This is a genomic window from Spirosoma flavum, assembly GCF_042686045.1.
Classification (GTDB): Bacteria; Bacteroidota; Bacteroidia; order Cytophagales; family Spirosomataceae; genus Spirosoma; species Spirosoma flavum.
Map to the genome: position 1 here is coordinate 149,597 of NZ_JBHUOM010000023.1, position 20,492 is coordinate 170,088.

General features: G+C 47.3%; 26 protein-coding genes. 6 read left to right on the top strand and 20 right to left on the bottom strand.

Going from position 1 to position 20,492, the window contains the following annotated elements; all coding sequences use genetic code 11:
* From ACFS25_RS21220 to ACFS25_RS21300, 17 genes are all read right to left on the bottom strand, one after another.
* Positions 1-210, bottom strand: a complete 210-nt coding sequence (locus tag ACFS25_RS21220) for a hypothetical protein (RefSeq protein WP_381505010.1) — start codon at positions 208-210, stop codon at positions 1-3.
* Between the two features lie 256 nt (positions 211-466).
* Positions 467-1,015: a hypothetical protein gene (locus ACFS25_RS21225; protein WP_381505012.1), complete on the bottom strand. Its 549-nt coding sequence runs from the start codon at positions 1,013-1,015 to the stop codon at positions 467-469.
* On the bottom strand, positions 1,012-1,461 hold the full coding sequence (locus ACFS25_RS21230; protein ID WP_381505014.1) for a hypothetical protein: 450 nt from the start codon (positions 1,459-1,461) through the stop codon (positions 1,012-1,014). Before ACFS25_RS21230 ends, ACFS25_RS21225 begins: the two co-directional genes overlap by 4 nt.
* Positions 1,461-2,687 carry a hypothetical protein gene (locus ACFS25_RS21235; RefSeq protein ID WP_381505016.1) on the bottom strand — a complete coding sequence of 409 codons (1,227 nt, stop codon included), beginning with the start codon at positions 2,685-2,687 and terminating at the stop codon, positions 1,461-1,463. The genes ACFS25_RS21230 and ACFS25_RS21235 overlap by 1 nt, the downstream gene beginning before the upstream one ends.
* An 80-nt stretch (positions 2,688-2,767) precedes the next feature.
* A complete protein-coding gene (locus tag ACFS25_RS21240; RefSeq protein WP_381505018.1) occupies positions 2,768-3,844 on the bottom strand; it encodes a hypothetical protein in 1,077 nt (358 codons plus the stop codon).
* An 81-nt stretch (positions 3,845-3,925) separates the two neighbouring features.
* Positions 3,926-4,834 (bottom strand): hypothetical protein, encoded by a 909-nt coding sequence (locus ACFS25_RS21245; RefSeq protein ID WP_381505020.1) that lies wholly within the window; start codon positions 4,832-4,834, stop codon positions 3,926-3,928.
* A gap of 75 nt (positions 4,835-4,909) precedes the next feature.
* Positions 4,910-5,419, bottom strand: a complete 510-nt coding sequence (locus ACFS25_RS21250) for a DUF2956 family protein (RefSeq protein WP_381507040.1) — start codon at positions 5,417-5,419, stop codon at positions 4,910-4,912.
* Complete coding sequence (locus tag ACFS25_RS21255) at positions 5,352-7,202, bottom strand: hypothetical protein (RefSeq protein WP_381505022.1); 1,851 nt, start codon at positions 7,200-7,202, stop codon at positions 5,352-5,354. Before ACFS25_RS21255 ends, ACFS25_RS21250 begins: the two co-directional genes overlap by 68 nt.
* On the bottom strand, positions 7,203-7,415 hold the full coding sequence (locus ACFS25_RS21260) for a hypothetical protein (RefSeq protein ID WP_381505024.1): 213 nt from the start codon (positions 7,413-7,415) through the stop codon (positions 7,203-7,205).
* Between the two features lie 2 nt (positions 7,416-7,417).
* On the bottom strand, positions 7,418-8,038 hold the full coding sequence (locus tag ACFS25_RS21265; RefSeq protein ID WP_381505026.1) for a hypothetical protein: 621 nt from the start codon (positions 8,036-8,038) through the stop codon (positions 7,418-7,420).
* A 112-nt stretch (positions 8,039-8,150) separates the two neighbouring features.
* Positions 8,151-9,731: a terminase large subunit domain-containing protein gene (locus tag ACFS25_RS21270; protein ID WP_381505028.1), complete on the bottom strand. Its 1,581-nt coding sequence runs from the start codon at positions 9,729-9,731 to the stop codon at positions 8,151-8,153.
* Entirely contained in the window at positions 9,724-10,302 is a 579-nt protein-coding gene (locus ACFS25_RS21275; RefSeq protein ID WP_381505031.1) for a terminase small subunit, read from the bottom strand. The genes ACFS25_RS21270 and ACFS25_RS21275 overlap by 8 nt, the downstream gene beginning before the upstream one ends.
* Before the next feature lie 135 nt (positions 10,303-10,437).
* Positions 10,438-10,689: a hypothetical protein gene (locus ACFS25_RS21280; protein ID WP_381505033.1), complete on the bottom strand. Its 252-nt coding sequence runs from the start codon at positions 10,687-10,689 to the stop codon at positions 10,438-10,440.
* A gap of 48 nt (positions 10,690-10,737) precedes the next feature.
* The gene (locus ACFS25_RS21285; protein ID WP_381505035.1) at positions 10,738-10,878 is read right to left on the bottom strand and encodes a hypothetical protein; all 141 of its coding nucleotides are present in this window, start codon (positions 10,876-10,878) and stop codon (positions 10,738-10,740) included.
* Positions 10,875-11,168 carry a hypothetical protein gene (locus tag ACFS25_RS21290; RefSeq protein WP_381505037.1) on the bottom strand — a complete coding sequence of 98 codons (294 nt, stop codon included), beginning with the start codon at positions 11,166-11,168 and terminating at the stop codon, positions 10,875-10,877. Before ACFS25_RS21290 ends, ACFS25_RS21285 begins: the two co-directional genes overlap by 4 nt.
* Positions 11,165-11,344 (bottom strand): hypothetical protein, encoded by a 180-nt coding sequence (locus ACFS25_RS21295; RefSeq protein ID WP_381505039.1) that lies wholly within the window; start codon positions 11,342-11,344, stop codon positions 11,165-11,167. Before ACFS25_RS21295 ends, ACFS25_RS21290 begins: the two co-directional genes overlap by 4 nt.
* Before the next feature lie 291 nt (positions 11,345-11,635).
* Positions 11,636-12,136, bottom strand: a complete 501-nt coding sequence (locus ACFS25_RS21300) for a Rad52/Rad22 family DNA repair protein (protein ID WP_381505041.1) — start codon at positions 12,134-12,136, stop codon at positions 11,636-11,638.
* 115 nt (positions 12,137-12,251) lie between these two features.
* Between ACFS25_RS21300 and ACFS25_RS21305 the strand changes: the two genes are divergently transcribed.
* Together ACFS25_RS21305 and ACFS25_RS21310 are read left to right on the top strand one after the other, a co-directional pair.
* Positions 12,252-12,608 carry a hypothetical protein gene (locus ACFS25_RS21305; RefSeq protein WP_381505043.1) on the top strand — a complete coding sequence of 119 codons (357 nt, stop codon included), beginning with the start codon at positions 12,252-12,254 and terminating at the stop codon, positions 12,606-12,608.
* A gap of 196 nt (positions 12,609-12,804) precedes the next feature.
* Positions 12,805-14,322: an NAD(P)H-hydrate dehydratase gene (locus ACFS25_RS21310; RefSeq protein WP_381505045.1), complete on the top strand. Its 1,518-nt coding sequence runs from the start codon at positions 12,805-12,807 to the stop codon at positions 14,320-14,322.
* Between the two features lie 383 nt (positions 14,323-14,705).
* Here ACFS25_RS21310 and feoB read toward each other — a convergent pair whose 3' ends face one another.
* The 3 genes from feoB to ACFS25_RS21325 form a co-directional block, all read right to left on the bottom strand.
* Entirely contained in the window at positions 14,706-16,823 is a 2,118-nt protein-coding gene (feoB, locus tag ACFS25_RS21315) for a ferrous iron transport protein B (protein ID WP_381505047.1), read from the bottom strand.
* A gap of 76 nt (positions 16,824-16,899) precedes the next feature.
* Positions 16,900-17,127: a FeoA family protein gene (locus ACFS25_RS21320; RefSeq protein ID WP_381505049.1), complete on the bottom strand. Its 228-nt coding sequence runs from the start codon at positions 17,125-17,127 to the stop codon at positions 16,900-16,902.
* Positions 17,128-17,205: 78 nt separating this feature from the next.
* Entirely contained in the window at positions 17,206-17,970 is a 765-nt protein-coding gene (locus tag ACFS25_RS21325; protein WP_381505051.1) for a sulfite exporter TauE/SafE family protein, read from the bottom strand.
* A gap of 187 nt (positions 17,971-18,157) precedes the next feature.
* Here ACFS25_RS21325 and ACFS25_RS21330 point away from each other — a divergent pair, with 187 nt between their 5' ends.
* The 4 genes from ACFS25_RS21330 (at position 18,158) to ACFS25_RS21345 (ending at position 20,455) form a co-directional block, all read left to right on the top strand.
* Positions 18,158-18,832, top strand: a complete 675-nt coding sequence (locus ACFS25_RS21330) for a heme exporter protein CcmB (RefSeq protein ID WP_381505053.1) — start codon at positions 18,158-18,160, stop codon at positions 18,830-18,832.
* A gap of 80 nt (positions 18,833-18,912) precedes the next feature.
* The gene (gene ccsA / locus ACFS25_RS21335) at positions 18,913-19,572 is read left to right on the top strand and encodes a cytochrome c biogenesis protein CcsA (protein WP_381505055.1); all 660 of its coding nucleotides are present in this window, start codon (positions 18,913-18,915) and stop codon (positions 19,570-19,572) included.
* Between the two features lie 69 nt (positions 19,573-19,641).
* The gene (locus tag ACFS25_RS21340; protein ID WP_381505057.1) at positions 19,642-19,905 is read left to right on the top strand and encodes a CcmD family protein; all 264 of its coding nucleotides are present in this window, start codon (positions 19,642-19,644) and stop codon (positions 19,903-19,905) included.
* Between the two features lie 109 nt (positions 19,906-20,014).
* Positions 20,015-20,455 (top strand): cytochrome c maturation protein CcmE domain-containing protein, encoded by a 441-nt coding sequence (locus ACFS25_RS21345; protein WP_381505058.1) that lies wholly within the window; start codon positions 20,015-20,017, stop codon positions 20,453-20,455.
* The last annotated feature ends 37 nt before the right edge of the window (positions 20,456-20,492 follow it).

A 20,492-nucleotide genomic window follows, 5' to 3' on the forward strand; every position in this document is an offset into this window, starting at 1 on the left:
TTAAAACTTTGGTTCAGGTAAGCCAAACATTACCGTTATCTTGTAGACTTCTTCTTTTGAAAATTCCATCTCACCGTCTCTTACTTTCTGCAATAACTCAGCCCCCCCTGGTACCGCATTCACGTCTATCTTATCAGAGTTTAAATCAATAGTAATCTCCTCTTTGAGATAATTCACACGTTCCTTTATTGTAAAAATCGTTTTACTCATAGCTTTCTTTCGCCCATTTTAACTAGGAATACCTGAATAGGGATTGCTGCTAGTGGCACAAACAAATATAACGTAAATGGTATAAATGTTAGAAATAGATAAGCTACTAACCCAAACCAAAAACCCCGGCATAATAAGCAAGCCTCAGCAGGCCAGTACCTGCTCCAGAACGTGTTGGTATTCATATAATCGTCGATGGCCCATTTTTCAAACAGGATTACGCCAGTGGCCCCCATCAGAGCCGTAAGGATTAAAGTCAGTAGCATAAGTCTGCAAATTTGGTGACGCATTCCACTCGAAATGCACCATAGGGATAGGTATTATAACGGTCCTCCAGTCCTGATACATCGAAGCCAGGGTAAATGGCCGTTGTTCCGGATGTCGTCTGATCTTTCGTTACCGTAAAGGACAGAACACAATCCAAATCACGAAGCACCCGCCACACCTCACGTTTGAGCATTTCCGTACTGGGCGTTTGAATGCCTAGTTTTTGCAGATTAACCCAGATAATAATGGAGACGCTGCGCGTTTGATAAATCTCTTTATCGGGCTGTTCATCATCATGGGCGTAAATACACGAGAAGGATTCTAGCGTATCGTTGGGATAGGCTCTATAATATTCCGCATCATCTTTGTAAATCCACGGCTCCGTTTTGCCATCAACAATTTTAGGATAGACACGGCCTAACGATTGATTTAGCCAGGTTAAACCCACCAGCGCATACTGAATAGTGGTAATAACCAGATCGACGCCAATCGGCTCAATATTGGTATTATATGTGGGTGGTTTCAGGGCTTTACTCATAAACCTATTTCGGCTTTTAGTTTGGCAATAAACTGCGGTTTAATATGGGCAATCAGTTTGTCTTTTGATTCAGGCGTCAGACCAAACAGATTGCCGTATTTAGCCACTAAGGCCGGCACTTTAGGATCATCGGCCTCCAGTTCAAACGAATCAGAAAAGACCTGTGTAAAAATCGACTCATAGACAGCGCCGGTGTCGCGGATGGTCACCCGATCGGAGCGCTGACCCTTTTCTTTTTTCAGAAAAACCGTAACTTCAGTATAGTCCGGTGTGATATCCGTACCATCGGCCCGTTTGCCATCAAAGAGTTGCGCCCGGTTAAGATTTTCGATAAATGCACTATTGGCCTCAACGACTTCAGCCATTACCCGGTTGATCAGATCGGGCGTGATCAATAGCAAGGGTGCGACAAAACAGGTGCGCAGGTCCGTCGATTTACTGGCCATTAGTCAAACATTGATTCAAACCGAATACCACGACGGGGAGCCTCAACTTTGCCGCAGTCCGTTGAGGCCATAGCCCCTTTGAGTTCTGCCAGTGCATTGTTTCGCACCGTTGACAAAGCCCCATCAGTTACTTTACTGTTAGCTTGGCCGTACAAAGCGATATAGGCTGAATTGCGAAGCTGAGCACTTATGCCGTTTAGCCGATCGGATGTACTTAATTCCTCCAGCACGTCGCAGGCAATCATATAAAGCAGTGTATTGGCCAGTAATTTTGTGCGATCACAATGCACCTCGATGATCAGGTTAAGACCCCATGTTTGCAGAGCAACCGAATTTTCATCAGCCCAATCCATCACGCCGGGCGTATCGGCATCGTCGACGTAAACCGGCTCAATCGTTACGTATTTCTGACGATTAGCCGCCAGCGCATAATCGGCCCCCTGGCAGCTGGAGCAACTGGCTGTGGCAAAACTGCGCTCACTGCCAACCGCCTGAACACCCACCGGAAGATCGGATTCGAAGTAGCCTAACAAATAATAACCGTCGGATTGCTTCAGCAGGAAATTAGGCGAGTCAGCCCAAATGGTGCGTCCTGATGTAGTGCCGGTGAGATAAGCAACGGCGACTGGTACGGCACTGGAGGAGTGAAACAGGTAAATCGGCACATTAGCGGCCGGCCCGGTGAGTTGAAGGCCCGAACGGGCAATATTGAAAAGTACACCAGTCTTCTGGATCCTGATACGCCAACCGAGAAACCGTCCGTTTTTGCCAATTGCCCCCTGTAGATTACCCTCCCTGTTGAAGATAGCCTGACGGCTTAAAACAGCTACACCCGATGGCGTTCCGGCAAGAGCCAAACTCAATTTGGCAATAGCGCCCCGTTCTATCTGAGAATACCAGGCTGACAAAACCGTTGTTTTTTGCCAATAGGTAGCATCGCTTAGCGCATGGCCGCTATTTTCAGGCGTTACGCTTTGATAGACGACATCACTGTCATTGACCAGTTCAAACTGGTTATAGGTCGCATCCGCATCATAGGGTTGGGGAGAAACACCCTCCACATAGGGACCTAAGGCGTTGATGATATCCGGGCGCAACAGTTTATGCGCATCGGATAGGTGAACAAGCGGCCGGCTGATCTTTACTTTATCAGAGCCGGCATCAAACCCGGCATATAGGGCAACTTTGCCTGACAGCTGGTTTGTGAGTGTTTCCGTGTCGAACATATTGCCTTTTATAAAAAAAATCCCCTCTCAGCTGAGAGAGGATTTTTGAGTAAACCACTAAACTACACTAAACCCTATTTTTAGTACGTAATACCAGCCACGTCAACACGTTTGATTGGCGACTCGCCAGCGATGCTGGTAAAGTCACAGGCAAACATAAAGTCGGCCGAGAATTTCACTTTATACAAAATCGTTTCGTCGACGCAGACCAGTTCCTGCAGCACGCCCCAATCCCAATCGTTAAACACTTCATCCGGTGTTTGGCCCCATGCCTTCAATTCGGTTTTGTTGGCAAAGCCAGACCACTGATCCATGTCGTCACCAGAGCCTAAAACGGGCTTATCCTGATACACCAGGTCAATCATGTTCAGTACACCAATCGACCCAACCGGCGCGATGTAGTGAACCGGCATCATTACTCCGGGAGCAATACGGTTCGAATAATCGAACTGGGTAATGCCGGCACCAGACATAAGAGCCGTTGTGTCGAGCAGGGCACCGTTACCCGGATTGCGCAGGATATTCTGTTCAGCGAGTGCTACGGTGTTGGCGATGTCGAGGTAAGGACCATCAATATCTAATTGCTCCAATACCGTTTGCAGGTAGGCATAGAACTTAAGCGAACTAGGAAATTCAATGGCTCCTGCTTTACTTTTAAAAAGCGGGTTAGCATTGGGTGTTGCGCCACCCGGATCGACTACCATGGTCGTATCCTTGTTGAGGTCGAGAAACGTTGACGACATCTCATCAAGCTTTTTGTAAACAGCCTTTTTGGCCATAACGTAGCGATGTTTGAGCGCCTGATCAACCTTAGCTAAGTTGTTCTCGTAGTCGGTTGGATTGATACAAATATCAATAGCCAGGTGAGTACGGGTAAGCGTCTTAGTGCGTGTGTTCACATTGTTGCACTGAATGTCGCACGAGCGAGCTGTCAGTACCGTGTGATCGTACTTGTCAAAAATGGGAATTTTTGCAGTACGTGTAAACGGCAATTTGCGCAACTCGGCAATCAGGGCCGGGCCGAACAATTTATTGGCGTTGTTGTAAAACATGTTAATCCCACCATAATTGGACTGGCGTTTTTCAAGCTGTCCGAATTCACTGCCATTGTCGATGTTGGCAATCATATCCGGAAGAGTCGTGGCAACAATTGACATTTTGGTAATGGTTTAAAATGAATAATTAAACATCAATGCAACCCGTCCGGTAGATTAGCACTTGGAAACTTAAACACAGGTTTACTTCAACTTTTCCTCTTCACCTTTCACAAATTCTTTCCAATCTTTGGAATGCATACGCAGTCCCTTATCACTGGCGGCCCGGTAGATATCGGCTTTCGTGCTCACACTACCACCAGCCGCTCCACCACCCGTACCGCCACCATTTTGTTGATGCCCCTTAGCGGCAAATAATGTCGGGTATTCTTTTTTCATAATGTCAAGGGGGGACATTGGCTCTCCCGTTGACGTGTCCATGATGGCATCGGTAGTACCCTTTTTTCGGAAATACATTACCCCTTTATCATCTTCGGCGGCTTCGTATACCGAATCAAAAACTGCCTTCACCGTAGCGATACCTGATTTCTTGGCATTTTCTTTAGCCGCATCATCCTTAAGCGTTGGGTCGACCGGAACGGGCGCGGTTCGAAAAGCAGCGGACACAATCTGAGCAACCGTGTTGCTGAATTTTGTTTTATCCTTAGTTTCCTGAGACGTTTTATAGTCATTCAGTTCTTTCAGATATTGATTGGCCAGTCCCTGCTCTGTTGGGTTTAGTGGCTCTCCCTTGATAGCCTTATCAATTTTCGTCCACTGCTCAGGCGTAAACGGTAGTTTGCCTTCAGCTGACAGTTTTTCAACCCAAACGCGGGTTTTCATTTCGGGCGGTTTGGGAAGACCGGCCGCTGCCAGCATACGCTCCATCGAGCCGTAAAACTTAGGGGCTTCGCTATCGGCGAATTCTTTTTGTTTCGTTGTCAGGGCCGCGTTGAACTCGGTGTCGTATTCAGTTTTGGGCTTAACAACATGACCATTATTGGTCAAATAAGAAGTGGCACGAGCCGCTAATTTGGGCAATAAAACGGCTTCGATTTCTGGGGTAATCTGTTCATCGGTGAGCGCCGTAACATCTTCAAGTGAAAAAGCCATTGGTTTATGTCCGTCCGGTAGACGTGTTAAGGATTATGAAAAGCCTGCCGATAACGCATCGGCAGGTAATGATTGTTACTGTTTACTGGGGTCGTGAACCACGATTGGATCGACACCTAACATGCTGTAGGTCGTTGAACCCGTTTTTTTATCAGGCGTGATCTGGGCTTTATGGGCGACGGGATCAATGGGCTGAATCAAGCTGTTCTTTACATCAAAGCCGATTTTGTTACCCGCACCATCAACATTGTATTTGGCCAAGACGATGACAACTTTATCGGCAGGCAACTCTGTCCAATTGGTCATGAGGCTAAGGTCAAATACGTTTTCTTTGTCCTTATTGCCATAAGGCCATGTGGTGGCCACTACTTTAGCTTTAGCCGCATTTAGTGCCTTTTGCGCATTTTCCTGTGCCCGCTTTTCGGCAAGATCCGCAAGCTCTTTTTTTTCGGCCTCCTGCTGTTGATACAGTGCTAAACCTTTAGCAATGCCATCAGCGATACGGGCATCAATTTCATCATTTGTTAGCCCCGCTGGCTGGCTTGCCTCGTTTTGGATTGCCGGCTGGTTTGCGTCCGGCTGGATTTGATTTTCCCCCTGTGGGGTCGCCGGTGGGGTCGATGACGTTGCCGGTTTCGATGGGTTTGAGTTCACTGACATACTCTTTTATAGCGTCTAAAATTGTGGTAACTCGAATTGAATAAGGTGTTAAAATGCCGAACCGCTCGATGGGTAGTTGATTTTCCCGCTCAAAACGTTTGACAAAACCTAGTAAGCCGACCGACAGCCCAAAACCTTCCGGATCGGATGTGTTGATACCAGCCGCGTACAAATCCGCTGGCGACAGAAAGGGGTACGGATTGAGGTCAGTGAGCATCTGAAAGCGCAGGCCTCGGGACGAATCCCCATGGGCGTAATAATCCTGTTGCAGATTATCAATCTCTTCCATCAGCCAGATGGACCCGTTCGTTTTAGCCATTTCGGCTAACTTCATGAGCAGATCAGCCGACAGGGCCGAAAAGCGACGGCCGTAATTGACTGTACAGCCAACATACGAAGAGCCATACCGAAGAGTCAGAATGCCATCCAGAATCCGTTTGTGCAAAATCTCGAAATATTCAGCCAAGTACTCGCCAACCTGCCGGGCACTTTCCAGAATAGAGAGGATCTGCGATTCGTTAAGTGCCTGGTCATTTTGCGGACCTCCCTCAGAGCCGGTTGCTGTCCGACGAATCTTGGCGCGGAGTTTCTCAACCTTTCCCTGAATGTATTCAAGACTTTGTATAGGGGCATCGATCCAACCGGCAGGAACGCGCCAATCAGCATCCTCCTTTTTCTGCGGAGCCGGTATCGGAATCACACTACCCGGTCCACCCCGTGCCCGTCGTTTTGCACAGACCGGACAGGGCTTCTTGATTGGTGCCATGTCGGGTGTGTAATTACCCATCTCGTCGGTACCGGCATACAACAAAATTCCATCCTGACAGGATGGCCCTTCCGGCACTGTGTAGCCGCAGCTACTTGGCTCCTCCTCCAGATGCCAGAACATGGCCAGAGCCGCTTTCAAATCGTTACTGTGTTCGGCGGCATCCCAAAAAACGTAACGGTTCAACAGCCCCAGACTAGGCCGGATCATTGTATTGCTGACCAATGGATTTCCCGGATCCACATCAGCCCAGAGTTTGAAGGCAGGGCAGAACGGCAGGCCGTGTGGCTCTTTGAGAATCAAACTCCAGTCTGATTCGCCGGCAAGCTTTTCGTACACCTGAAAGTCTATCGTGTCAAACAACGCTCTGCGTTTAGGCTGTTTGATGTTGAAATAGGCAAACGAGAGCAGGCCCGAATTGTCGGCTCCATCCATTCCATCAGCCGCCACAATGGAGGAACTGGGCAGCAAATAGACGTAGGGCTCGGGAAAATCAGTATCCTGTTCAGCCGGCAGGTCGATGACGACGATCGAGTTAGGCGCGGAAAACAGGCCATTATGACATTTACGGGAAACAAACCCATCTACATCGATGCGCTCAATGTATTCTTCCGCATCAATTTGTAGCTTTTCGTCTGTCAACTCAATAGAAATATACCGATCCTGTGCCCCATGAACAGCCGCAGCGGAATCCGATATATCATCGACGAGTTCGTTAGAAACCAGTGGGAAGACGATATCACGCATCACTTGATCACGAGTGGCCTTGGCTGGAATGGTCGGCACCAGGTACTCGTTTTCCCAGATTCTAAAATACGGTGACGCCGAAGCCGCATCGGTAGCAGCTTCGGCGTGTAGCCGGTGGCGTTGATCTTCCAACTGTGCCTGACGCAACTGTTTGGAATTAGCCTTTTTAACCTGGGGATCGTTGGGCGTGAGCATCTACTCGGCTGGCGTTACTAAGGAAGATTCGGTGACCACTGGCGACAACTCATACCCGGCCGTTGTTTTTGTATTCTTGCCAACTTCTTTCCAGCAGACGGTTGCGCCCCCTGTTTGAGCGGCTAAGATGTTCTCAGCGTGTTCATCAACGAACTCCTGAACGATCGCCAGATCGGCACCTTCAGCGGGTGGGGTCATTTGTAGTTTTCTCATGACTACAACAGGTCGTGGTTAAAGTTGAGGGTAACGACCATCACATCCCGGAACCACCCCTTATTCAATTCCATCTGAATGTTAAACTGGGTCAGATCATGCAGCTGCATGCCGGTAGGATCGCCAATGAAGCCGGCATTGAAGGGAATGGGGCCAAACGTTTTCGAGCACATGAACTGACGTTGACCCAGATACGCCACAAAGCCCATTGTGTTGAAGTCGGCCGACTTGTTACCCCGAGCGAAAATGTCCTCAAAATCTTCAAATTGCTGAGGAGTCAACCCCGTATACTTAGCAGTAAACATGGGTACTGTCTGACCACGAACGATAGAACGGCCATCGGGTGTCGTGTTATCGTTTGAACCCACCTTGACAGGTTCAGTACCGGCGAGTTCAGGCGAATACAGTTTAGCTTTGGGTAACGATAATTTGGTGGTGTCAACGGCCGCCATCCGAGCGGTATGGGCCGCCTGTCCCAAAATAGTAGCCTGGTCGCCCAGTGGAACAGCCTGTGGCCAGTCGATATAACCAAATCGTTTGGCCTGTTCGAGCAGCAACATACAGTCGCTCGCTGTAACGGTTTTAATCACGCCGGTGATGGCGTCACACGTCAGAAATTTCATAGACGGTTTGGTGATTAACTTGTCAAAGTCAATGGCCACACCGTCCGGTAGCGTAGCAGTAGTTAGCAAAAATAGAAATAATCTATATCATAACAATTGATATAGATTATTTCTATGAGTTATCAAATCCGCCGAACGCCCGACGGGGTCCAATTAATTCAAAATATTCGCGCATCATGATACAATCAGCAAAATCGGGTGACCATCCGCCGAGCAATATCTTCTGGGCTTCCTTGGTATTTATCTGTTTCTTTCCCTCAATATCAATCTTGTCTTTACGAATGGCCCGTAATTGTTGCTTGATGACATCGCGGACATCGACCACCTTTGTACCCATCTTGGTTCGGCATCCTTGTGAAATTATATGATTTAGCCCCCCTGAAGCAGCCGGGCTGGTTTCATAAACAACAACCGTATCGTTGTTAAGCGTTACTTTGATGCCACCGGCATTAAGTCGCTCAGCATTCCGATAGTAACACTGGGTTTTCAGATTTTTATAGTTCTCCTTAACGCGGGTTACCGGATCGGGAAGAGCCGCTGCGTTATTTAAAAAACCTTTATAGTCAGACCGAAGCTGAAGTACGGATCCACCCACGCCATTTTGGTCAACAAGCACGTTATGGGCCATGACGCGCCATTTTGACCTTAATTTTTCAATAGCCTTTACCGCTTCAGGCGAATCATTCTCTTTCATCACAACGCATTCCAACACCTCCCATCCTTTCCAAACCAGTACAACAGTCCAGTCATGGCCAAACCGGGCAATATCGGCCGTAATGAATGTGGCCTCCCCACCAGGTGCGTAGTTCGTGAAGATCGACCCAACAGACGCTGGATCATACAGGGCCATGCCATCACTACGCACTTTCCAGTTCCCATCCAACAAGCGTACTTTATCTTCTTTAGGCAAAGCCATTAAATTGCCCAGATAGTCCGGGTTTTTGGCCAGAAAGATTTTGTTGCCGAAGATATCGCCGGGCACAAACGTTATGGATTTCGGTTTAACGTTAACCATCTCACCGGTAAACATGTGAGGAGCCTTGTCAATCACCTCCTGCATGGTATTACCCCACACGAGCGTATCATTGTCCCGGGTGAAATAGCGAAGCAGGCCCGACCTTTCAGCAATCGGGAATCCATACCGTGGATTCGGGGAGCCGTCAGTCAACTTTTCCTCCTGATCGATCCACCACTCAATAAGCGTAGCGACAAAACTATCCGGATCCGGATTGCAGGTACCGCGCATAATGGGTTTTACGCCCGAAGAAGACCGGTTACGACTGAGCATATACCAAAACATGCCTTCACTAAACTGCGTCAACTCATCAAAGCCAATGTAAGCCAGTTCCGAGCCCTGCCAGTCATACACATTTTTTTCATGCTGCATGTGACGAAAGGCCAGCCAGGATCCACCCGGAAACAACCAGTCAGCATCTCTGGAGTGTGCCCCCATCATCGGATACAGTTCGCGTGCTTTTTCCCAGAGTCCACCAGGTGCCATCACCTGGGGATAGGTCCGCCGGAAAAGAACGCCGGAATAAAGCGGATTAGCCCGGTGACGGGTAGCTTCATACGTTAACACCCAGGATTTACCGCCACCAGCCGCACCGCCACCGATGGCGATATCCGCTTTAGAGGACATAAACTGTTCCTGAAAGCCGAGTTGAGGTTTTATAATCTGGGGCTTACTCATCCGGTTTAGTTTCGTCCCGGCCGTTATCGGGCATATAGAAAACTACATTGGGTAGAGCTTTGCCAGCACTGGTGACGTCGCGTCGCTGGATGATACGACCATGCACCTCCAGTATTTTACTAACAGCCGCCAAGGGGTCATGTAGCTTTATTTTGGTCCGCACCGTTTCGGTCACGCCACTTTCACTCGTATGCGTTGTTTTAAACTGCTCAACCTCTTTTAATAAATGAAGATTTTCCTTGGCCATTGGCAAAGCTAGATTAATCTCCCCTCCAACTAAAAACGGATGTACGGTACCTCGGCCCCATTGAGATAATAACTGAACGGCTTCGGCCGCTGACATGGATTCAGCATCCATAAAGGCATCTATAGCTGCCCGAATGTAAGGTTTTGTCAGGTTTTCGTGCGCTTGTTGCCGGGCACTATTCTCATCATATCCCGCCCTTCGAGCGGCCGCAGCACCGTTTTGGTCTTTAATATATTCTTCGACGAATCGTCGCTGTTTATCGGTAAGCCCATCATGCCATGGCTTTGACTCATTGGCTTCTTCGCTGGCTGATTGCTCATCCATATATGAAATATTATTTCTAATAGACAAATTCTATAACACAAACAAAGATATAGAAAAGGTCTATATTATCGATTGGGCATAAAGAAGCCCAATCACTTATTAAGAGATCGGGCTTTTTTTAATGATCAGATTCCACTATCCAAACATATCGCCTTTTTCATAGTCGGAAGGTGAAATTCCATGAACGGGTTGACCCGTCACGTTTCTTATGGCCTCCTTAATTTGATCATAGCTCTCTTTAAAGTGCTTTGAATTTTCATTAGTTGCCCACCAAATATTCGAACATTCAGACTGATCTAGTGGCGATTTAGAGGTCGAAATTCCAGCTATTTGGGTAACATTGATTATAACAGTATCTCCTTCTAAGCTTGTGAGTTCGATAAACATTGTTGACCAATTTTAGTGATAAAACACTAAGCAATTGTGGCTTATATTCTACCAGCCGCAAACGGCAACGACCAGCGGTCGACGTTTGGGGCTTCGTTTACACTGGATTAACTGAATGGCTATAATCGATAGAAATAGCAGTAACAGCGGACGTTTTAAGGTGTAGATGAGTTTGAAGAGTTGTATCATACTGTTTCAATTAGTTTGCGTTTGTAAATCCACTGTTTACGTTCTTCCAAGGTTTTTACGACATCTAACCAAGCGGCCTGCTCATCGAGCGTGGCGGGGAGGAGGTGTAAGGCATCAATGTAAACAGGACGGCGGTTGTCGGTAACCCCATCCTGATCAGGAGCATTCAACAGGGTGTACCAGTTCCGAAAGGGGATTTTCCCGGCGTATTGCCAGATCGTCACTTCCCAATCAGTCGGAATATAAATCACGGTACCCGGCTCAAGAGCTTCAAGTTCCTGCGTAGTCATTTGCCGTTCTGGTTTCGGGTTTTCAATAGCTTCTGCACACCTAAGATTTCAGTCAGCGTGACAGCTGTTTTTTTTCGCATCACGGTTGACTTGATCAGTTGCTCGGCCCCCAGGTCAACCAGAAACCGAATGGTCTCCAGCTGACGCTCATCAACAAGGGTGATGGTCTTTTTCATGAGTGAATCAGCTCTAATTGCTGAAGGGCGTTACTGACAACCTTCTTGAACTTTTCAGCATCAAAGGGTCTCATTTCCCTTCCGTCCGCGATTTGCATTTGTATGAAACTCTCCCCTAACAGATTAATCATAATCGGGCTTATGTTGACGTGTAAAACGAACGTCTCTTTTTGCTGATAGAAATGGTTATTAGGGCTGAAAAAACAGTCACCGATGTTAATTGAGGTATCAGGCATGAGTATAAAAGTTTATGCCCGCTGGCGCGTTACCAGCGGGCGGAGGTTAATGGAATTAAGCAGGAGCAAGATTTTGAAGATGCTTTTCTTCGAGAATTATCACGTCGTTGACGGAACTACCCTTATTGATCTTGATGACCAAAGCATCCAACAGCCGTTCGGCCCAGTTGGGTATATATTTATCCGTCGTTTTAATCATGACTTTGGGATAGTTGTAAAGCCCCCTACCCAGCCCGAATTGAACCGCGCACCGCTTCATCGAATCGGACACACCGCCTTTGACGGGTTCGACATTCGTGCGACCGGCGGCATCGGATTTAGACACCCGTTTGCCTTCGGGTGTGGTTACCGTGATGGTGCAAACGAATCCATCCACTACCTCATCAAAGGTATTTTCCCAGCCATCCCAGCCGAATTGAGCATCAAACCGTTCCATAACGGTTCGATTTGTTAAATAGGGAACAACAATGATCTTTTGCGCATCCTTCGTTTGCTGAGCCACGCGCCACTCAATTTCCTCTGGTCGTATCGGAGATAATAATTTGTCAACATTCATGATAAATAAACGGGTTGAAATATGATTACCATACAAATATGAGAAATATATTTCTATTTTAAAAGTATTTGAGAATAATATTTCTATATTTGAGTAAAATATTTCTCATACGCTTATGTTTACAGAAACGAAACGCCGAGTGACCAAAGTAAAGAGTGCCGTTCAAGGCAAATGGCTAAGGGAAATTATTGATGAGTTGGGAATTTCCGTTGCGGACGCTGCTCATAGCATGGGCATTGACCTACCGCGCCGACTTCATCAACACATCAGTGATAAGAGCCATATTGGAAGTGGTTTTCTAAATGCCTTTAAAGCGGCCTACCCCCGCATAAATTTAAACTACGTGCTTGCAGGTGAACAGCCCCGCCTGCTACCCAAAGAAAGTGCCGATAATTTAACCGACCTGACCGATGACGTTAGAGCTACCTATGAAGCCAGTGGGCGGGCGCTCAAACGACTAACCGGCGAGTAACTGAAACAATCCAAACCGGGTGCCGTTTACACCGGGATTAGAGACCCTTTTCACGCACTGTTGTACTACTGATAACCCAATAGTTCAAAAATACGCGTTAACTAGCTTATTATCAGCATACTTACTAAATACATTATTTTCTCAGTAGCAGAAAATACTTTTGTAAAATTACGCTCCGGCTCCAATATCCAGACTTATGAAAATACTGAACGTCGATCAAATTCGTTCCCTTGACCAATCAACCATTCAACATGAACCCATTGCTCCTATCAATCTGATGGAACGGGCCGCGCTCACGTTTGTCGATTGGTTCGTGGACCGTTTTACGCCCACCACCCCGACTAAAATTTTCTGCGGGTTGGGTGATAACGGGGGCGACGGATTGGCAATTGCCCGACTACTACTGGAGCGAGAATACCCGATAGAGGTTTACGTGGTACGGTACGCGCCCCGCGAGTCAGACGATTTTATGCACAATCACCGACGGCTCAAACTCGTCTTTGATAGCGTTCATTATATTGAACTAACGCACGATATTCCAACCATACGTCATAACGAAGTTGTCATTGATGCGATTCTTGGGTCGGGCCTGTCGCGCCCGTCCGAAGGCATCGTTGAAGATACAGTCAAAGCTATAAATCGTGCGCCCGCTACGGTTGTATCAGTCGATATTGCCAGTGGCCTTTATCCCAATCAGCCCAATGGATCGACCGACGTAATCATTGAACCCGATTACACTGTCACGTTTCAGTTGCCCAAGCTGGCCTTTGTCCTACCTAAAAACGGTCGTTACGTTGGCGACTGGCATATTCTGGACATTCAGTTACACAAGCGCTATATTGACCTGGCTCCAACATCGTACTATTTCACCCAACCACGAGAAGCCCGGCTGTTACTTCGCAAACGTGATCGATTTTCTAACAAAGGCTCGTTTGGTCATGCGTTGCTGCTGGTAGGTAGTTACGGAAAAATCGGTGCGGCTATACTCGCGGCCAGAGCCTGTTTGCGGTCGGGAGTGGGATTGCTAACGGTTCAGGTGCCCCAATGTGGCTATACCATTTTGCAAACAGTTGTGCCCGAAGCCATGTGCCGACCAGATGGCAATCAGAACGTGTTGACTGGAATTGCCCCGGCAGACCAGCCAGGCAAACAGGGTCCGGCCTTGACCGACTATTCGGCGATAGGTATTGGTCCTGGAATTGGTAAAGCACCCGAAACACTGGTAATGCTAAAAAACTTACTACCAACGCTGAAAAAGCCCATTGTAGTGGACGCTGATGCATTGAACTTACTCTCCGAAAACCGTGAATTATTGAACCAGCTTCCGCCAAATAGTATCCTGACTCCTCATCCTAAAGAGTTTGAACGATTAACAAAAAAGTGGGCTAATGATTATCAGAAATTAGACCTCCTTCGCGAATTTGCTCAAAAGTATCGAGTGGTTGTCGTTTTAAAAGGGGCCTATTCTGCCGTTGCTACACCGGACGGTGATATCCATTTCAACTCGACAGGAAATCCCGGTTTAAGTACCGGCGGTACTGGCGATGTGCTGACTGGCATTTTAACATCTCTGTTGGCGCAAGGATACGACCCGGTCGAGGCAGCCGTATTGGGAGTGTTTGCCCATGGCCTTGCTGGCGACCGGGTAGCCGAACAGCGTGGCCCTATCGGCATGACTGCTTCAGACGTGATTGATGCACTACGTTGGGAATAAATTTCACCAACCAGTGTAGATTTTATTCCACATATATGCAAAGTCAGTCAAAAATGTGCTTACTAGTAATTACCGCTTACGAAATAACGAAAACAAATTCCTACAGGTAATAATGGGTAGTTATACGCATATGGCAGATTCCGGGTTTCTCCGCTATTTTGGTTCAGCATAAGGCCTCAAATTTGTGCCACCATTACCATACCACGGCGCACCATGAAGCAAACAGCACACCGAGACTGGCGCGTTAACCGCCCCTCACGTAAAAATCGTACTATATTTGATCAGACTACAGCATTAGGCGGTCTTACTCTAGCATTATTTGCCTACATTGTCTACTACTTTATTTATCCGATGGTTGCTAAAGGATTGCTTTGGTAGGCACGCTACTTCATGAGTTGATACGTAGCAAAGGCAGCTACGTAGGCTAATGCCATCATATAAACTAACTGCACGGCTGGCCATTTCCAACTTTTTGTTTCACGCTGGGTAGCCGCTAAAGTACTCATACACATCATTGCAAATACGTAAAAAATCAGCAGCGACCACGCCAGAGCGGGCGTATACATGGGCCCCCCCGTTTCAGGATTTTTTTCTTGCCGAAGTCGTTCGCGTATGGTAACACCTGTATCGTCAGCTCCGCTACCAATACTATAAATCGTGGACATCGTACCAACAAATACTTCGCGGGCGGCAAATGAACTCAACAGGGCAATGCCGATTTTCCAATCATAGCCAAGTGGTCGAATAACAGGTTCAATAAAGTGCCCGAAATTGCCGGCGTAGGACGATTCGAGTCGTTCAGATGCAATGCGGTTCTGTAACTTTTCGGATGAAAGTGCCGAATTTTGCTGCCGGACACGGGTCTCTGCCTGATCCATCGAATTGCTGGGTCCGTAACTGGCCAGCACCCACAACACAATCGAAATAGCCAGAATAACCCGTCCTGCTTCCCACACAAAGGCTCGAACACTCTCCCAAACTGTTAACCCGACATGATTCCAGCGGGGCAGTTTGAACGTTGGCAACTCCATAATAAAATAACCACGCTCTTTAGTTTTGAGGAGTAGTTTCAACACGTAAGCAGCCAACAGCGCACTAATCAGGCCCAGCAAGTACAGACTCATCAAGGCAAAACCCTGAAGGTTGAAGACGCCCAGTACGCGCTGACTCGGCACGACTAGAGCAATTAAAATGGTATAGATTGGTAGTCGGGCCGAACAACTCATTAGAGGGGTCACCAAAATGGTGATGAGCCGGTCACGCCGGGTGCCGATACTGCGAGTCGCCATAATAGCGGGAACGGCGCAGGCTACCCCCGAAATGAGCGGTACTACACTCCGGCCATTCAACCCAAATTTGCGCATAATGCGATCCATAATGACCATCACCCGCGACATGTAGCCTGATTCTTCGAGCAGCGCAATCAGCAGAAATAAGAAAGCAATCTGTGGAATGAAGACAAGTATACCGCCAATTCCGGCCAGTATGCCATCGGTGAGCAGGTCTGTAAGTGGACCCGCCGGCAAACTTTCTTTGAGTTGCCCGTTAAGCCAGGCCACACCTGTATCGATAGCATCCATAAATGGTTGCGCCCAAGCAAAAATGGCCTGAAAGATCAGGAGTAAGACAAAACCGAAAATGGCATAACCCCAAATCGGATGCAGCAATATCCGGTCAAATTTCTGGCTCCATGTAGGCTGATTGGCCGGACGTTGGTCAACAACGACCTCAGCCACAACAGTTGCAATGCGTTTGTAGCGTGTAATGGTTTCGCCTGCCTGAAACGTTGGCTCACTAAATTGATATTTGTCAATGATAGCATCTAACCCAACCCGCTGCGGTTGATTTAGAAACGAGAAACCATCGTGCTGAATAATATATTGTAAAGCGAGGTAATTATTATTGAGTTGGTATTGAGCTTTTGTGTCGGCAATCAGGGCAGCGGCATCATCTACCGGGTCGAAGAAGAGTTTACCGGGTAATGTTGGGGCATGAATTTGTTCCAGGACGGCCTTTTTTAAATGATCAAGTCCCTCACCCGTACGGGCATTAATGCGCACAACAGGCACTCCCAATCGCATAGCCAACCGTACAGCATTGACTGTTTTTGTTTGCTGATGGGCTACATCAAGCATGTTCAGAGCCAGCACCGTTGGAACGCCCAGGTCTGCTACCTGCGTAAACAGCAACAGGTTACGGTGTAGATTTGAAGCATCCACCACCACCACAGCAACATCAGGATAATCTGGGTGATTGGGATTAGCCAGAATATCGGTGACAATCTGCTCGTCTAAAGACTTGGGATAAATTGAATAAACACCAGGGAGATCAATGACGGTGACCGTATTCTGTGTGTCAATGGGCCACGTTCCGGATTTTTTATCCATCGTGACGCCGGGAAAGTTACCCGTTTTCTGACGCAGGCCGGTCAGTTGATTGAATAAAGACGATTTACCGGCATTGGGGTTGCCAACGAGGGCAATTATAGGAGACAATTTCAAGACAAAAGCTAAGACGAGGCTGCCCGTAGAATGATAGTAATGACGGAGGCACCCGCACGGTTAAGAACAGTTCTTCTTACTTCTCAATCAGTATAGTAGCGGCTTCAGACTTGCGCATGGCTAAGCAGTAGCCTGCCACGTTCAGACAAATTGGATCACCAAGTGGTGCTTTGCTATGTAAACATATTTCAGCACCGGGCAAACAACCCATTTCGAGCAATTTAAGCGACATTAACTGATTGTTAAACGATTCAATAGTGGCTCGTTCTCCAACTTTCAGGTCTGCTACGCTACGTTTACTCATGGTATCAGAGACGCTAATCTTTATTTAGATTCAGTTTAATTAACGCAAGTTTACAACGGAAAGTTTGTTGATGCAAATCTACTTTACCAAATCCCACGCAAACCGGACAATGGTAGCTGCGATTAGTAATAGAAAGAATACCCGGATAAAGCTATTGCCTTTCAAAATCGCTAATCGCGCTCCAAGGAAAGCGCCAGAGAGGTTGGCAATGGCCATTGGCAAAGCAAAACTGTATAAAATTTTGCCTTCGTTTAAGAAAAATAAAGTGCTGGCAAGATTAGTTGACGCGTTAACTAATTTAGCGTGAGCACTGGCTTTAAGAAAGTCGAAGCCAATGAGTGCAATGAACCCTAATACCAGAAAACTTCCCGTTCCAGGCCCAAAAAAGCCATCGTAAAAGCCAATTCCAGCACCCATAAGCCACATACGCGTCTGTTGTTGAGCTGTTGTTACAAACTTTTGCGATACCTGCCCGAAGTCTTTTTTGGTGAGTGTGTAAATAAACACGCCTATCAGAATAATCAGTGCTAGGGGTTTCATGAAACTGTTCGGTACCTGGGTGAGCGTCCATGATCCAAGCCAGGATGCACCGAAGGCAATAGCCATCATCGGCCCAATGAACCGACCAATCACGGCCACATGTCGGCTGTACTGGAACGCACCCATCAGGCTGCCAAACAACGAAGGGATTTTGGTTGTGCCAATAAGGGTTGGGATTGGGTATTGTGGTAGGCTAAACAACAGGGCAGGTGTTTGAATCAGCCCACCTCCGCCAATAATAGCATCAACAAAACCAGCAAGAAATGAAAAACCACAGAGAAGCAGAACAGTAGAATACGCCATTAACAGGTGTGAGTGGTGTGGCAAAAGGGTATATACGAACGGCAACTTTCGAGTAGACAGAAACCATTTGTATGTAAATAATATATTTTAGACACAAAAACTACGGGTGAAGAAAAATCAGAACGCAAAACTATTTCTTTTCCGCATCAGCATTGCGCTGTAAATTTGCAGAATTAGAAGAAAGAGCATGGCAGAATCGGTACGGCAAATGAGCGCGTTGATGCGGAAGGAATTTCTGCTGGAGTGGCGGCAGCGTTACGCGCTCAACGGTATGCTGCTGTATATTGTGGGAGCCGTGTTTGTGTGTTACCTAAGTTTTAACGCCCGGCGTGGTCAATTGACGCCTATCGTTTGGAACACGTTGTTCTGGATCATTTTGCTGTTCACGGCCATTAATGCCATAGCCAAAAGCTTCGTGCAGGAGCGTGCCGGACGGCAATTGTATTATTATACGTTAGCCAGTCCGCAGCAAATTATCCTTTCGAAAATTCTGTACAACACGGGTCTTATGCTGGTGTTGGCCTTCCTGGGATTTGGTGTATACGCTTTTGTATTGGGGAATCCGGTCAACGATGTGCCTCTTTATTTACTAACATTATTGTTGGGAGCGATTGGCTTTGCCGCTTCGTTGACGCTTGTATCAGGCATTGCCAGTAAAGCCGAAAACCCAGCCACGCTGATGGCGGTACTGAGTTTTCCGATTATTCTGCCACTGTTGCTGATGCTGCTGAAAGTCTCAAAAAATGCGCTTGACGGTCTGGACCGGAGCGTAAGTTGGGATGAAATCGGAACGATTCTGGCTATTGACGCCATCGTTCTGACACTATCGTGGTTATTATTTCCGTTTTTGTGGCGGAGTTGAGTGTGTCAATGAGCTATCCGCCGTTGTGAGGAAGCCTGTTTTTGTCGTTTATCACTGCGGGTTTTTACCTGCCTTACAGTATGAAAAAGAATTGGTGGAAGGCCCTCGCGGTCTTAATTTTCATTTACGTCATTTTTCAGGGAATGCTGGGCACGGTTCCCCGGCTACCGATTCTGAACGAGAGTATTCGGAATGTTTATTTCCACGTACCGCTCTGGTTTTCGATGATTATTTTACTGGTTGCCTCTTTAGTTTATGCCGTTCGGTATTTGCGGAAGGGGCGAATTGATGATGACCGGATTTCGGTGGAGTTTGCCAACACGGCCATCCTATTCGGTGTATTAGGTTGCTTGACCGGTTCAATGTGGGCTAATTATACGTGGGGTGACCCCTGGCCAAACGACCCGAAACTGAACAGTGTTGCCGTGGGTATGTTGCTGTACTTCGCTTATTTGATTCTACGCGGCTCATTTGACGACGAACAACGGCGCGCCCGTATCTCATCGGTTTATAATATTTTCGCCTTTGCCGTTTTTATCCCGCTGATTATCATTTTACCCCGTCTGACGGATTCATTACACCCTGGCAACGGCGGCAATCCAGCTTTCGGCGAATATCAAATGACGGGGCAGATGCGGTTAGTGCTTTACCCAAGCGTTATTGCGCTTACCCTTATTGGCGTTTGGATTACCGAACTGCGGGTTCGGTTGCGTCGCCTGAAAGCATCTGTGGAGGAATAAATTCTATAGATGGTTTTCGGAATGATTCAGCTTATTTTTGCGTTATTTTTATAACTACTTCGTATCACAATGCGACTGTCTTCTGGCTTACCCTATTTAATTACTTTTCTTCTGCTTAGCCAAAACCTCATGGCGCAACAACCCGTTGCAGATGGTATCGAAATGGCCGACAGGCTTCGTGCCGACGGCAAAATATGGGTGGTGGTGGCCGTTATTGCGGTTGTTTTTGCCGGTATCATTATCTACCTCATTCGCCTTGACCGGCAAATCGGGAAGTTGGAGAAAGAAATAAAGGAACAAAAACGTAGCGAGCAGGGCGTGAAACTCTTGTAGTTTTTTCGCTCGGTTTTGTAGCGGTTAGCCGCTCTGACGACTCGGTGTCACTTATCTACTATCAATTTCGGTATCGCTCCGGCGGCCCGGTCTTACACTCTTTAATACAATGAAACTCTCTCATATTTTCGGCATTGTTGTAATTGCTCTAGCCATTGGCATCATCGTTGCCACGGCGGGCGATGCGAGTTCCTATGTTACGTTTAAGCAGGCTTCCGCACTTGCTCAGGATGGCGACGAAAAGCTGATTCATGTTGTCGGCAAAGTTCAAAAAGACGCTCAGGGCCGGATTACAGATATGCTGTATAATCCAGCGATTGACCCAAATCATTTTGAGTTTACGCTCATAGATAATGATAATCGCCCTCAGAAAGTCGTCTTTAACAGTCCTAAACCGCAGGATTTTGACCGGTCGGAACAGATTGTTGTAATCGGTGCTATGCAGGGCGACCATTTTCAGTGCAACAAGATTCTGCTGAAGTGCCCCTCGAAATACCAAAACGACAAGTTGGAAACAACCGAACACGAAGCAAAAACAGCTCAGATATAAAACGACTGGGTGATTGAGTGATTGGATTCGCTCAGTT

Bases quoted from the DNA above. Each gene is read 5' to 3' on its own strand.
- ACFS25_RS21260 (WP_381505024.1), bottom strand. From the start codon at position 7,415: ATGAGAAAACTACAAATGACCCCACCCGCTGAAGGTGCCGATCTGGCG.
- ACFS25_RS21225 (WP_381505012.1), bottom strand. From the start codon at position 1,015: ATGAGTAAAGCCCTGAAACCACCCACATATAATACCAATATTGAGCCG.
- ACFS25_RS21285 (WP_381505035.1), bottom strand. From the start codon at position 10,878: ATGATACAACTCTTCAAACTCATCTACACCTTAAAACGTCCGCTGTTA.
- ACFS25_RS21300 (WP_381505041.1), bottom strand. From the start codon at position 12,136: ATGAATGTTGACAAATTATTATCTCCGATACGACCAGAGGAAATTGAG.
- ACFS25_RS21320 (WP_381505049.1), bottom strand. From the start codon at position 17,127: ATGAGTAAACGTAGCGTAGCAGACCTGAAAGTTGGAGAACGAGCCACT.
- ACFS25_RS21280 (WP_381505033.1), bottom strand. From the start codon at position 10,689: ATGTTTATCGAACTCACAAGCTTAGAAGGAGATACTGTTATAATCAAT.
- ccsA (WP_381505055.1), top strand. From the start codon at position 18,913: ATGAAAAAGAATTGGTGGAAGGCCCTCGCGGTCTTAATTTTCATTTAC.
- ACFS25_RS21330 (WP_381505053.1), top strand. From the start codon at position 18,158: ATGGCAGAATCGGTACGGCAAATGAGCGCGTTGATGCGGAAGGAATTT.
- ACFS25_RS21305 (WP_381505043.1), top strand. From the start codon at position 12,252: ATGTTTACAGAAACGAAACGCCGAGTGACCAAAGTAAAGAGTGCCGTT.
- ACFS25_RS21275 (WP_381505031.1), bottom strand. From the start codon at position 10,302: ATGGATGAGCAATCAGCCAGCGAAGAAGCCAATGAGTCAAAGCCATGG.
- ACFS25_RS21295 (WP_381505039.1), bottom strand. From the start codon at position 11,344: ATGAAAAAGACCATCACCCTTGTTGATGAGCGTCAGCTGGAGACCATT.
- ACFS25_RS21340 (WP_381505057.1), top strand. From the start codon at position 19,642: ATGCGACTGTCTTCTGGCTTACCCTATTTAATTACTTTTCTTCTGCTT.
- ACFS25_RS21240 (WP_381505018.1), bottom strand. From the start codon at position 3,844: ATGTCAATTGTTGCCACGACTCTTCCGGATATGATTGCCAACATCGAC.
- ACFS25_RS21270 (WP_381505028.1), bottom strand. From the start codon at position 9,731: ATGAGTAAGCCCCAGATTATAAAACCTCAACTCGGCTTTCAGGAACAG.
- ACFS25_RS21325 (WP_381505051.1), bottom strand. From the start codon at position 17,970: ATGGCGTATTCTACTGTTCTGCTTCTCTGTGGTTTTTCATTTCTTGCT.
- ACFS25_RS21265 (WP_381505026.1), bottom strand. From the start codon at position 8,038: ATGAAATTTCTGACGTGTGACGCCATCACCGGCGTGATTAAAACCGTT.
- ACFS25_RS21345 (WP_381505058.1), top strand. From the start codon at position 20,015: ATGAAACTCTCTCATATTTTCGGCATTGTTGTAATTGCTCTAGCCATT.
- ACFS25_RS21255 (WP_381505022.1), bottom strand. From the start codon at position 7,202: ATGCTCACGCCCAACGATCCCCAGGTTAAAAAGGCTAATTCCAAACAG.
- ACFS25_RS21245 (WP_381505020.1), bottom strand. From the start codon at position 4,834: ATGGCTTTTTCACTTGAAGATGTTACGGCGCTCACCGATGAACAGATT.
- ACFS25_RS21310 (WP_381505045.1), top strand. From the start codon at position 12,805: ATGAAAATACTGAACGTCGATCAAATTCGTTCCCTTGACCAATCAACC.
- ACFS25_RS21290 (WP_381505037.1), bottom strand. From the start codon at position 11,168: ATGACTACGCAGGAACTTGAAGCTCTTGAGCCGGGTACCGTGATTTAT.
- ACFS25_RS21230 (WP_381505014.1), bottom strand. From the start codon at position 1,461: ATGGCCAGTAAATCGACGGACCTGCGCACCTGTTTTGTCGCACCCTTG.
- ACFS25_RS21220 (WP_381505010.1), bottom strand. From the start codon at position 210: ATGAGTAAAACGATTTTTACAATAAAGGAACGTGTGAATTATCTCAAA.
- ACFS25_RS21235 (WP_381505016.1), bottom strand. From the start codon at position 2,687: ATGTTCGACACGGAAACACTCACAAACCAGCTGTCAGGCAAAGTTGCC.